This is a genomic window from Pseudomonas sp. LBUM1660, assembly GCF_059695935.1.
Genome location: NZ_CP166795.1, coordinates 4,871,622 through 4,883,805, shown reverse-complemented (window position 1 = coordinate 4,883,805; position 12,184 = coordinate 4,871,622). Strand labels below are relative to the sequence as shown.

At 56.0% G+C, this 12,184-nt stretch carries 8 protein-coding genes and 1 pseudogene; 6 read left to right on the top strand and 3 right to left on the bottom strand.

Annotated features, from left to right (window positions below; translation table 11 throughout):
* Nucleotides 1–81: 81 nt before the first annotated feature.
* The gene (locus ACA068_RS22720; protein ID WP_497304933.1) at nucleotides 82–543 is read left to right on the top strand and encodes an integrase core domain-containing protein; all 462 of its coding nucleotides are present in this window, start codon (nucleotides 82–84) and stop codon (nucleotides 541–543) included.
* Between the two features lie 244 nt (nucleotides 544–787).
* Nucleotides 788–928 (top strand): annotated as a pseudogene (locus ACA068_RS22715) (transposase domain-containing protein); the annotation flags it as partial.
* Between the two features lie 40 nt (nucleotides 929–968).
* Here ACA068_RS22715 and ACA068_RS22710 read toward each other — a convergent pair.
* Nucleotides 969–2,185 (bottom strand): IS3 family transposase gene (locus ACA068_RS22710; RefSeq protein ID WP_497304932.1). Its coding sequence is split into 2 segments (ribosomal slippage): nucleotides 969–1,840 and nucleotides 1,840–2,185, totalling 1,218 coding nucleotides; the frame shifts between segments, so codons are not numbered across the junction.
* A gap of 122 nt (nucleotides 2,186–2,307) precedes the next feature.
* Entirely contained in the window at nucleotides 2,308–3,162 is an 855-nt protein-coding gene (locus ACA068_RS22705; protein ID WP_497304930.1) for a transporter substrate-binding domain-containing protein, read from the bottom strand.
* A gap of 1,021 nt (nucleotides 3,163–4,183) precedes the next feature.
* Between ACA068_RS22705 and ACA068_RS22700 the strand changes: the two genes are divergently transcribed.
* The 3 genes from ACA068_RS22700 to ACA068_RS22690 all read left to right on the top strand — a co-directional run bounded on the left by ACA068_RS22700 (nucleotide 4,184) and on the right by ACA068_RS22690 (nucleotide 8,541).
* A complete protein-coding gene (locus ACA068_RS22700) occupies nucleotides 4,184–5,395 on the top strand; it encodes a patatin-like phospholipase family protein (RefSeq protein ID WP_497304928.1) in 1,212 nt (403 codons plus the stop codon).
* Between the two features lie 129 nt (nucleotides 5,396–5,524).
* On the top strand, nucleotides 5,525–6,712 hold the full coding sequence (locus tag ACA068_RS22695; RefSeq protein ID WP_497304927.1) for an EAL domain-containing response regulator: 1,188 nt from the start codon (nucleotides 5,525–5,527) through the stop codon (nucleotides 6,710–6,712).
* Between the two features lie 341 nt (nucleotides 6,713–7,053).
* Complete coding sequence (locus tag ACA068_RS22690; RefSeq protein ID WP_497304925.1) at nucleotides 7,054–8,541, top strand: helicase HerA-like domain-containing protein; 1,488 nt, start codon at nucleotides 7,054–7,056, stop codon at nucleotides 8,539–8,541.
* Nucleotides 8,542–8,662: 121 nt separating this feature from the next.
* On the opposite strand, the gene ACA068_RS22685 is transcribed toward ACA068_RS22690, so the two are convergent.
* Nucleotides 8,663–9,118, bottom strand: coding sequence for a DUF721 domain-containing protein (locus ACA068_RS22685; protein WP_109634314.1), 456 nt, complete (start codon nucleotides 9,116–9,118; stop codon nucleotides 8,663–8,665).
* A gap of 307 nt (nucleotides 9,119–9,425) precedes the next feature.
* On the opposite strand from ACA068_RS22685, the gene secA reads away from it, so the two are divergent.
* Nucleotides 9,426–12,161: a preprotein translocase subunit SecA gene (gene secA / locus ACA068_RS22680; protein WP_497304923.1), complete on the top strand. Its 2,736-nt coding sequence runs from the start codon at nucleotides 9,426–9,428 to the stop codon at nucleotides 12,159–12,161.
* Nucleotides 12,162–12,184: the final 23 nt, after the last annotated feature.

Sequence of the window (12,184 nt, the reverse complement as noted above, 5' to 3'; positions counted from 1 at the left end):
GAGAGCTCATACGAAATGGGGAAGCCTGCCAAGGCGAAATGTCCGTCAGACACGGCCATGCAAGCAGAGCGTCTATGAGGGATGGTGCTAGCTCGGACAGGTGGCGGATGGCTCGTAGTACCGTTGAGGCAGGGTAATGCCGAAGTTGGAAAGGAGCCCTGTGACTGGGGCGCGAGTCCAAGCGGGTACAACGGCGATGATATCCGCGATGTGATGCTGGAACGTATGGAGAAGCGTTTTGGTTATCAACTTCCCATCACGCAGGTGCATGGAGGAGCGGCAACGGCTCGGCATATACCTCCGAGCGGACACGCCTGTTTGCGCGACAGATCTGCTAGCAGCCGGTGCCCCCCCAGTTCGCAACCCGCAGAGCAACCGCATGGCCGAGAACTTCGTGAAGACGATCAAGAGTGCCTACGTGACGCACATACCCCACGCCGGATCGAGAAACGGCGCTGCGCAATCTGCGCCATGGCCTTCGAACACTACAACGAGCAGCATCCCCACAGCGCCTTGAGCTATCGCTCACCGGTAGCCACATAAATTTAACAGGGAATTGGTGTCCGGTTTGTAGGGGAAAATCCAGACCTGTCTGTCTGGGGGGCATTCATCCGGCGGCCTACAACCCGTAAGGCACCATCGTCTAATGTGCCTGGATACACCGGACTACGCTAAGCTGAATGCACACTGCGTTTAACCCTTCTCTTTCTGTACAGCAGGACCTTTTGTGACGCTGAGTAAAGCCTTGCGCGCTAAACGCTCCAGAGCAGAGCCTGACAGCTACGTGGCGATTATGAGCTTGATTCAGTCAGCGCGGATGAATGGGCATGATCCGTATGCGTATCTTAAAGACGTGCTGACGCGGCTGCCTACGCAGCGAGCGAGTGATATTGCGGAGCTGCTGCCACATAAGTGGCAACCGGTTTAGTTGTGGACTGGCCCCTGCTAAACCGGACACCAATACCCCGTTAAATTGATGCCGCTGCCAAACGCCTAAACTCCCGCGGTGAACGGTATTTTAGAGCGCTGTGCGGATGCTCCTCGTTGTAATGCTCAAAGGCAACCGTCAGGTTGCGCAAGGCGGTTTCCCGGTCAGGTTTGGGCATGTGCGCGACGTAGTCGCGCTTCATCGTTTTAACGAAGCTCTCGGCCATGCCGTTGCTCTGCGGGCTGCGCACCGGTGTCGTCACCGGCTGTAAACCGATCTGTCGGGCAAACTGGCGTGTCTGTTCAGCGATGTAGGCCGAGCCGTTATCGCTCAGCCATTGCACCGGGGTGGCAGGCGGTTCTTCACCGAAGCGTGTTTCCACCGCTTCCAGCATCAGATCGCGGATATCGTCGCCGCTGTACCCCGTCGGGCTGGCCACCCAGCCGATGGCTTCGCGGTCGCAGCAGTCCAGGGCGAAGGTCACGCTCAGCTTGTCGCCGTCTTCACAGCGAAACTCAAACCCGTCAGAGCACCAGCGGGTATCGCTGGTGGCCACTGCGATGCGGCCTTCATGGCGGCGCGCCACTCCGGGCTGTTTAATTCGACGCTCCAGCAGTAACTGATGATCGCGCATCACGCGATAGACCCGTTTGACGTTGATTGGCGCCTGACTTTGTTGTTCGCGCCGACGACGGAGCAAACCCCACACACGGCGGTAGCCATAGCTGGGCAACTCACTGACTTCAGACTGAATCTCTTTGACCAAAGCGGCATCGTCCATTCTTGGACGACGCCTTGCGGGCCGTGCAGCTGGCTTGAGTCGAACCGTTAATTGCGAGCGCGCTACACCGAGACTTTCACTGATCAGCTTCACAGGTCGTCCCCCGGCAACAAGGGTGAGTGCGCAATCCATTTTCGCGACCGAGCAATCTCCACGGCTTCCTGAAGGATCTCGACTTGCATGGTTTTCTTGCCCAGCATCCGTTGTAACTCACGGATCTGTTTGAGTGCGTCGGCCAATTCAGAAGCCGGCACTACGGTCTCTCCGGCACTGACCGCCGAGAGGCTGCCATTCTGATAAAGCTTGCGCCATTGGAAGAGTTGGTTGGCATTCACGCCATGGCGCCGGGCCACGACCGAAACACTTTGTCCTGGTTGCAGACTCTCGCGAACCATCGCCAGCTTTTGCTCTGGGCTCCAACGGCGACGACGCTCCTGGCCCAGCAGCTCCCCACCCTTATCACTACTATTAGTCATATACATAACCGTTTGCCTATCCCTTATCTTAAGGGGGAAACGGTGTCCTGTCTTTCATGGGGCTCGTCCAAGTTGCACAAGAATAAAGGTCTGGACGCATACCATTTTGAAACCATTTTCCATTATTGAGTAACATCCGCATGGAAGTATTTCAATGAGATTTTCTTTAGCGTGCCGTCGGCACGCAACTTCTCGATAGCTTGGTTGACTGCCGCTAGTAGTTCAGGTTCGCCTGAGCGCAACACCACACCGAACTCCTCACGAGTGAGGAGTTCGCCGGCAAGAGCAATGCCTTGGAGCTTGTCAATCCCACCCATCATATGGGAGGGCGATCCGTCATATTTCGTAGGGCCATTGACCAATTCAAGAGCTACCAAATGATCTGTTAAGACGGCGTCAGTGAGTCCGTCGTTCAGGTCTTGGTACATAGCCTGCGCGTCGTCGTAGCTCTTAACAGTGGTTCGTGGGACGTATGTCTTGAGCCATTGTTCATTGTTGGTGTAGGCGCTTACGCCAACTTTTTTTCCGGCTAAATCAGCGGCGGTTTTGATGGTCCCTTCATTCTTTTCAAGGGTTAGCGCCTGCATCCCGGAAACGATGTAGGGTTCTGAAAAATCAAACATCTTCTCGTAACCGCTGGTTGTGCTCACATGACTGATCACTATGTCCAGCTGTTTGTTCTTCCAGTAGGGGGAGGGATGGCCATCCAGCAGCGCAAAAATGCTATCTGTCTTGCCAAATATAAATGTGGCCTTTACACCCAATTGTTTTGCTAGCGCTTCGGAGAACTCGACTTCGAAGCCAGTCGGTTTTCGCTCGGCATTATAAAAATAGAACGGTGGTGTGGCCCAATCAGAGCCGATGTTGATCGTGCCCGTCCCCTTGATCGTTTGCAGTCTCTGCCCCGCTGCGGCGTACTCGGACAGACCAAGACAGAGCACCAGCCCAAACCAAACAACCAAAGACGAATTGCTCATTGAATCCCTAAGCTCAGAAACGTGTCGAGCAATCATACATCTGCTTGAGTGATAAATACGCACCAGCTTTATCACCCTGCCGTATAGGAAGGTTTTACACGGGGTGCGAGGTGACTTCACCGCGCGCTTACGATACGGTCTTCGTATGAATACATGAACTACCTCCAGGTAGTCTAAGTTATCTACCGCCCCCCACTAGGTCAGTTTTCGGTCAGCGGCAACACCGGCCCCTTACGTTTTGATAGCAAAGGTCTATCAGGAGCCGATAGCGGGGTAGTGATGAGACCTATTCCCGGATCAACTCAACTGTAAGCGGCTATACAATGGGCTCATCCATAGGAAATCGAGCTTCCCATACTAAGTAGCCTAGAGCTGTAACCTGGATCGTTGACCACAGCCTCATTGAGCAGCAAATGTAAGGAAGCGTCCAAAGAGTGCGGCCACTGAGCGCAAACTCACCATTTTCATCTGTCAAAACCTGATGACTTTTGTGGGCCGCCAATGAGGTGTATTTGACCGTCGAATGCTCAATAGACATCAAAGAATGGCTAATTGCGTATCCTCTCGCTTTTGGGTTGAGCTCAACGAACTAGAAAAAATGAACTCAGATACGTCACCCGCATCTACGGGTATTTCTCTGAAGAATGTTTTCAGAATTTTCCTACATCAATGACTTGCAAAATAGCATTAAATCTACCTTGGGTACTATTGGGGCACAGCCAGCAGGAGCTCTAACCAGTTTGGCTTTTGCTGCCCAAAAGTACTCCTCATCAGCGGAAATATTTTACGAAAATTTTTCGGCGCGACTGTCTCTCCAGGGCCAGTCGCGTTTTTTTCCTCAGATTTAAAGCTGCCGGCAATGTTTGATTATTATTTTTTGTCGTTATCAATTGTCACGGGTTTGACGGGCAGCCTACAGCGTTCGGAAGAATTGTACTTCAGGTAGCCCAATTAGCGAGGGTAAGTAAGCATCGCTGGCTAGCAGTTTCTATCACAACTATAAAAATTCAAGGACGCCCTCATGCATGAATTCGTCAGCGTCAATCATCCTGTTTCGGGACTAATTCTTTCTGGTGGTGGGGCGCGTGCGGCCTATCAGGTCGGGGTTTTAGCATTCATTGCTGAACATCTATCGGACACCACTTATAACCCTTTCCCGGTGATTGTTGGCAGTTCGGCTGGCGCTCTCAATGCCGTAAGGTTGGCGTGCGGTGCGCAAAACTTCAGTGACGCCGTTCGTGGTCTAACCCGTGTCTGGCAGAATTTCCGGACAGATCAGGTGTACCGCAGTGATTGGGCGGGGGTACTGCGCCACGCCAGTCGCTTTGTCGGTCATGGCCTGTTCGGTTTAAGTGGTCGTGAGCCGACATCGTTACTCGATAGTTCTCCGCTTCGCGAGCTGCTAGCTCAGGAGCTGGATTTTAAAGGTATCCATGCCGCAATTGCCCAAGGGTGTCTACACGCAGTGGCCGTGACAGCAATGGGTTACACCTCCGGTCAGGCCGCGACTTTCTATCAGGGGTGTAGCCGTATTGAACCTTGGTTTCGCCATCGACGGCAGAGTGTGCCTACGCCCTTGAGCCTTGAACACCTGATGGCGAGCGCAGCCATTCCTTTGATATTCCCAGCGGTAAAGATCCATCACGAATACTTTGGGGATGGGGCGGTGCGCCAGGCGAGCCCTATCAGCACCGCTTTGCATTTAGGTGCTACGCGGGTACTGGTGATAGGGGGGAGTGGTGATCAGTCGGGAGGCGAGACGCAATGGTCGATGGAGGTTTCCAAAAGTTCGGGACCGCCGGGGTTCGCGCAGATTAGCGGGCATCTACTCAACAGCACCTTTATTGATAATTTGCAGGCTGAGATGGCATGGATAGAACGCCTCAATCATGTGAACCGACATATCGCCCCGGACTGGCACCCTGCTTCTTCAGTGCGGGGACAGGTTGAGGTGCTGGTCATCTCGCCGAGCCAGCCGTTAGAGCGCATTGCTGCACGGCACCGCCACGAGTTGCCGCGAACCTTGCGCATACTCCTACGCAGCTCCGGCCCAACCTCCGCCAGTGCGCTCAGTTCTTTGTTGTTTGAATCGGGTTATTGCAGCGAGTTAATTGAGCTCGGTTACGAAGATGCGATGGTGCAGAAAGAAGCGATACTGCGTCATCTGGGTCAAGATACGACAGGATCGACTGGACCACGAGCACGCGAGACTCGTAGCGGTATAACGGCTTAGCTGATTATTCACCAAAGCGACACAAGTGCGCTTCCGACTGGAGCAACATCAGCTTGGGAGGCCCTCGCGTCCATGACTTTGTTGCTAGAGTATCAAGGGATACAACTTATACAGGCGGAGCCCTGAGTGATGAACGATATCAAGGTCCTGATTCTTGAAGATCATCCCCTGACTCGTCACATGCTCGTCATAGCGCTTCGAGAGCTCGGTTACGCCGATGTGTATACCGCAGAAAGTGGAGAACAGGCTTTCGCAATGCTCGCTGTCGAAGGCCATTTTGATCTGCTCATCTGCGATATTAGGATGCTTGGTATCGATGGCTTGGCTTTTTTGCGGGAGGCCTACGAAATTGGTCATATCACCGCCTTGATCCTTTCCAGCGCCATAGCGGCTGACTTGCGTCTGGCTATTCAACAGCTGGCTCGACTGTCGGGTTATCAGGTTTTGGGTGACCTGGGCAAACCCTTTTCCTGCGACGAACTGGAAATGCTGATGCGGAGGTATCGTCCCGTCGCACAGCATCCGCCGCAACCGCCCCTTGAATTGTCATTTTCGGACATTGACGTGCATACCGGATTGCTTAATGGGGAGTTCGTGCCGTTCTACCAGCCCAAGCTCGATCTGCAGACCCTGAAGATAGTTGGCGCTGAAGTGCTCGTGCGTTGGCAGCATCCGCAATATGGGCTGCTGGCCCCCGGCCTGTTCCTGGATGCAGTGGCGCGGACGGACGCCATAAACACCATGACACGGCTGCTGGCAAAGCAAGCCCTGCAATTTTTGCGAGAGCAGCACTTAATCGGAGAAATGCGCCTGTCGATCAATCTGGAGGCGAGCCAATTGGCGTTGCCCGGTCTGGTCGAAGCTGTTCGTGAGGTACTTGATGCACAGCGGATACCGGTCGCAAATCTAATATTGGAAATTACCGAGGGTGGGTTGATGTTGGCCCCCATTACCAGTATCGAGAACCTGGTGCGTCTGCGCTTGCTCGGCTGTGGGATCTCCATCGATGACTTTGGGGCGGGATTCTCATCCTTACAGCGCGTCTGTGAAATGCCCTGTACCGAGCTGAAGCTGGATGCCAGTTTTATCCGCAGCATGCCGCACAATCCACGAACGCTGGCGGCGGTGGAAAGTTTATTGCATCTGGCTCATCAACTGGGTGTCGTGCTAGTTGCCGAGGGCATCGAGACGCAGGAACAATTGGTTTTGTTGCAGGGCTTGGGTTGCGCCGTTGGTCAGGGTTATCTGTTCTCCCGCCCACTCTCGGGCGAGGCCTTCATGGAATGGCTATGGCAGTACAATAAACGAAGCCGCTAATGGGGACATGCCGATTGAAATCTATGAGAAATCAGAAAATGACAACGATCCTGGCGCCGGGCGAGCCCTCCAGTCACGTGGAGGGTTTGTTCTTTCAGGGTTTAGCTCAATCCTAATATTAGGAAAATAGCTCCCTCCCCTCTATTTGTTCATGGCTTGGGGTTCCGCTAAGGTCTTAATGTCCTGAGCGTGCTTTTATAAAGGCACGCTGAATGGGCAATGTTGAAAAAAAGCTGATATTTCCATCCTCTCCTTAGGGAATTACCGACGCTATTTTCGGATTGGTCTCACAACAATTTGTATCGGCCGTGCAGGATCAAAGATTAACCATGGGTGACAAAATGCCTGACTTATCGCAACTCGTTATCGGCGCTGACCTTGCCGGCCAGCCTATCTCTCAGGCCATGCGCCTGGCGAACCGTCACGGCCTGGTCGCCGGCGCTACCGGGACCGGTAAAACCGTTACATTGCAGCGTCTGGCCGAAGCCTTCAGCGACGCTGGCGTGGCGGTGTTCGCGGCAGACATCAAGGGTGACCTGTGCGGTCTGGGTGCTGCGGGCAATCCTCAAGGCAAAGTCGCCGAGCGGATCGCCGGGATGCCGTGGCTGAATCACAAGCCTGCGGCTTATCCGGTCACCCTGTGGGACATTCACGGTCAGTCCGGTCATCCATTGCGCACCACCTTGAGCGAAATGGGGCCGTTGCTGATTGGCAGCCTGCTGGAGTTGACCGACAGCCAGCAGTCGGCGCTGTATGCCGCGTTCAAGGTGGCGGACCGCGAAGGGCTGTTGCTGCTGGACCTCAAGGATTTGAAGGCGCTGCTCAATCACCTGCGCGACAACCCTGAGTTGCTGGGGGACGACGCGGCGTTGATGACCACCGGTTCCAGTCAGGCGCTGTTGCGGCGTCTGGCGACCCTGGAACAACAAGGTGCCGAAGCGCTGTTCGGCGAGCCGGCGCTGCAACTCGAAGACATTCTGCAACCAACGGCTGACGGCCGTGGGCGCATCCATTTGCTGGATGCCAGTCGTCTGGTCCACGAAGCGCCGAAGGTGTATGCGACGTTTCTGCTGTGGTTGCTGGCCGAGTTGTTCGAGCAACTGCCGGAGCGTGGCGATTCGGACAAACCGCTGCTGGCCCTGTTTTTCGACGAAGCGCATTTATTGTTTGCCAGCACGCCCAAGGCTTTGCAGGATCGCCTGGAGCAGGTGGTGCGGCTGATTCGTTCCAAGGGCGTGGGCGTGTATTTCGTCACGCAATCGCCGGGCGACTTGCCGGATGACGTGCTGGCCCAGCTCGGCCTGCGCATCCAGCACGGTTTGCGCGCCTTCACCGCCAAGGAGCAAAAATCCCTGCGCGCGGTGGCGGACGGCTTCCGGCCGAACCCGGCGTTCGATGCCTTGTCGGTGTTGACCGAACTGGGGATCGGCGAGGCGCTGGTCGGCACCTTGCAAGACAAGGGCACGCCGGAGATGGTTCAGCGTGTACTGGTCGCCCCGCCGCAATCGCGGATCGGGCCGTTGACCGAAACCGAGCGCACGATATTGATCGCCGGGTCGCCGTTCAAGGGGCGGTATGACAAGCCGATTGATCGGGAGTCGGCGTATGAAATATTGATGGGGCGCAAAGGATTGGCGCCGGAGCCGGACGCTGCTCCCGGCAAACCGGCCGCCGAAGAGCCGAGTTTCACCGACAAGGCCGGAGAGTTCCTCGGCACGGCAGCGGGGCAGGCGCTGAAATCGGCGATGCGCCAAGCGGCCAATCAATTGGGCCGGCAGTTGGTACGCGGCTTGATGGGCTCGCTACTCGGCGGCAGCAAACGCCGATAGCCAGCGGGCACGGTCCAAATGTGGGAGCGGGCTTGCTCGCGAAGGCGGTGTTTCAGTCGACATCAACTGTGACTGACACACCGCTTTCGCGAGCAAGCCCGCTCCCACATTGGGTTTTGCGTCATTCCTTGGGTTTGGCGTGCGCCGCAAGGCGTTCCAGCGCCGCTCGCAGATTCGGATCGCTGATGCCATCGGCCGTGGCCTGAATGGTCGCGCCCGCATCCGTCGACAAACTGATGGTATGCCCCGCAGCCCCTTGCTGAACGGTGGGGGGCTGCACTTTGAACAGAATCCGCGTCAGGCTGGCGAATTCGTCGAACATCTGTAACTGGCGTTGCAGACGTTTTTGCTGGTAACGCAGGCGAGTGGCCCAATGACCGTCGGTGACGATCAGCAACAAACTGCCTTCGCGCCACGAGGCCACATGGCAATGCTCGCGCGCAGCAGGCTGCAACTGGCTTTCGAGCAGGCGTTGTAAATGACCCAGGCGTTGAGCATGGCCAAAAATGGCTTTCAGCGGTTTGGCTTCGCGAAGCAGAACGGCGGGTGCTCTGGCCGTGAGAGGGCGAAATGCCATGATCAGACACCTGAAGTAACAGAGCCGCCATGGTAGCAGAAAGCACCCCGCGCACCCGACCCATTGCTTTGCGAGCGCTTTACCCATTAAATCAACAAGTAACTTCTGCCGCGAATGGCTTGAAGTTCAGCAAAAAGCCCTTATTTTAAGTGAGCCCCGTTACAGCGCAGTGCATGCATCGTGGAATAACGCCACTTTCCTCACCATCGTTTCCGGGTAGAATGCTCGTTCGCATGCGGCCATGAGGGCTGCACGGGCGACTCACGGGGCCGCCCTCCATCCCTTTAGTGTGGAAGATCCTGCCGATATGTTTGCGCCTTTGTTAAAGAAACTTTTTGGAAGCAAGAACGAGCGTGAAGTCAAACGCATGCTCAAGACGGTGCAACTCGTCAATGCCTTCGAAGAGCAAATGGTGGCCCTTTCGGACGATCAATTGCGTGCCAAGACAGACGAGTTCAAGGCTCGCATCGCCAAAGGGGAAACCCTCGACAAGCTGCTGCCAGAAGCCTTTGCGGTCGCCCGCGAAGCCGGTAAGCGTGTCATGGGTATGCGCCACTTCGATGTCCAGTTGATCGGCGGCATGACCTTGCATGAAGGCCAGATCGCGGAAATGCGTACCGGTGAAGGCAAGACCCTGGTGGCAACACTGGGCGTTTACCTCAACGCGCTGTCCGGCAAGGGCGTGCACGTTGTGACGGTGAACGACTACCTGGCCCGTCGTGACGCCAACTGGATGCGTCCGCTCTACGAATTCCTTGGCATGTCGGTCGGTGTTGTCACGCCATTCCAGCCGCCGGAAGAGAAACGTCTGGCTTACGCCGCCGACATTACCTACGGCACCAACAACGAATTCGGTTTCGACTACCTGCGCGACAACATGGCGTTCAGCATGGAAGAAAAATTCCAGCGCGAACTCAATTTTGCCGTGATCGACGAAGTCGACTCCATCCTCATCGACGAAGCCCGTACCCCGCTGATCATTTCCGGTCAGGCCGAGGACAGCTCCAAGCTGTACATCGAGATCAACAAACTGATCCCGCAGCTGGAGTTGCACGTCGAAGAAGTGGAAGGCGAAGTCACCAAGGCAGGCCATTACACCGTTGACGAGAAGACCCGTCAGGTCGAACTCAACGAAGCCGGTCACCAGTTCATCGAAGACATGCTGACCCGCGTCGGCCTGCTGGCTGAAGGCGAGAGCCTGTATTCGGCGCACAACCTGGGCCTGCTGACCCACGTTTATGCCGGTCTGCGCGCTCATAAGCTGTTCAATCGCAACATCGAATACATCGTGCAGGATGGGCAGGTCGTCCTGGTCGACGAACACACCGGTCGTACCATGCCGGGTCGTCGTCTGTCCGAAGGCCTGCACCAGGCCATCGAAGCCAAGGAAAACCTGAACATCCAGGCCGAAAGCCAGACCCTGGCCTCGACCACGTTCCAGAACTACTTCCGTCTGTACAACAAGCTGTCCGGCATGACCGGTACCGCGGACACCGAAGCGTTCGAATTCCACCAGATCTACGGTCTGTCGGTGATGGTGATCCCACCGAACAAGCCGTTGGCGCGTAAAGACTACAACGACCTGGTGTTCCTGACCGCCGAAGAGAAATACGCGGCGATCATCAATGACATCAAGGAATGCATGACCCTGGGCCGTCCGGTGCTGGTGGGTACTGCAACCATCGAAACGTCCGAGCACATGTCTGCGTTGCTGCAGAAGGAAGGCATCGAACACAAGGTCCTGAACGCCAAGTTCCACGAAAAAGAAGCCGAGATCATTGCTCAGGCCGGTCGTCCGGGTGCACTGACCATCGCCACCAACATGGCCGGTCGCGGTACTGACATTCTGTTGGGCGGCAACTGGGAAGTGGAAGTCGCGACCCTGGAAGACCCAACCCCTGAGCAGATTGCCCAGATCAAGGCCGACTGGCAGAAGCGTCACCAGCAAGTGCTGGAGTCGGGCGGCTTGCAGGTGATCGCTTCCGAGCGTCACGAATCGCGCCGTATCGACAACCAGCTGCGTGGTCGTGCCGGTCGTCAGGGTGACGCCGGCTCCAGCCGTTTCTATCTGTCGCTGGAAGACAGCCTGATGCGCATCTTCGCCTCTGACCGGGTGAAGAATTTCATGAAGGCGCTGGGCATGCAGTCCGGTGAAGCGATCGAGCACCGTATGGTGACCAACGCCATCGAGAAGGCTCAGCGCAAGGTTGAAGGCCGCAACTTCGACATTCGCAAGCAACTGCTCGAGTTCGACGACGTCAACAACGAACAGCGTAAAGTGATCTATCACATGCGTAACAGTCTGTTGGCCGCCGATAACATCGGCGAAACCATCGCAGACTTCCGTCAGGACGTGCTCAACGCGACTGTCAGCGCACACATTCCGCCGCAATCGCTGCCTGAGCAGTGGGACGTGGCCGGTCTGGAAGCGGCGTTGCAGAGCGACTTCAGTGTGGCACTGCCGATCCAGCAATGGCTCGACGAAGACGATCACCTGTACGAAGAAACCCTGCGCGAGAAGCTCATGACCGAGCTGCTGGCGGCGTACAACGAGAAAGAAGAAGCAGCAAGCGCCGAAGCGCTGCGCACCTTCGAGAAGCAAATCGTCCTGCGTGTACTCGACGACTTGTGGAAAGACCACCTGTCGACCATGGATCACCTGCGTCACGGCATCCACTTGCGTGGTTATGCGCAGAAGAACCCGAAGCAAGAGTACAAGCGCGAGTCGTACACGCTGTTCTCCGAGCTGCTGGATTCGATCAAGCGCGACTCGATCCGTGTGCTGTCTCACGTCCAGGTTCGCCGCGAAGATCCGGAAGCAGAAGAGCAACGCCTGCGTCAGGAAGCCGAGGCACTGGCGGCGCGCATGCAATTCCAGCACGACGAAGCGCCGGGTCTCGAACAACCGGAACTGCTCGGTGAAGAGGTCGATGTCGCCCTCGCCACCGCACCGGTTCGCAACGAACAGAAGCTGGGCCGTAACGAGCTGTGCTACTGCGGTTCGGGCAAGAAATTCAAGCATTGCCACGGGCAGATCCAGTAAAACCCGTTTCATACGCTGAAATA

Excerpts from the sequence above, each read along its gene's own strand:
- ACA068_RS22705 (WP_497304930.1), bottom strand. The coding sequence starts at position 3,162 with ATGAGCAATTCGTCTTTGGTTGTTTGGTTTGGGCTGGTGCTCTGTCTT.
- ACA068_RS22720 (WP_497304933.1), top strand. The coding sequence starts at position 82 with ATGGTGCTAGCTCGGACAGGTGGCGGATGGCTCGTAGTACCGTTGAGG.
- ACA068_RS22685 (WP_109634314.1), bottom strand. The coding sequence starts at position 9,118 with ATGGCATTTCGCCCTCTCACGGCCAGAGCACCCGCCGTTCTGCTTCGC.
- ACA068_RS22700 (WP_497304928.1), top strand. The coding sequence starts at position 4,184 with ATGCATGAATTCGTCAGCGTCAATCATCCTGTTTCGGGACTAATTCTT.
- secA (WP_497304923.1), top strand. The coding sequence starts at position 9,426 with ATGTTTGCGCCTTTGTTAAAGAAACTTTTTGGAAGCAAGAACGAGCGT.
- ACA068_RS22695 (WP_497304927.1), top strand. The coding sequence starts at position 5,525 with ATGAACGATATCAAGGTCCTGATTCTTGAAGATCATCCCCTGACTCGT.
- ACA068_RS22690 (WP_497304925.1), top strand. The coding sequence starts at position 7,054 with ATGCCTGACTTATCGCAACTCGTTATCGGCGCTGACCTTGCCGGCCAG.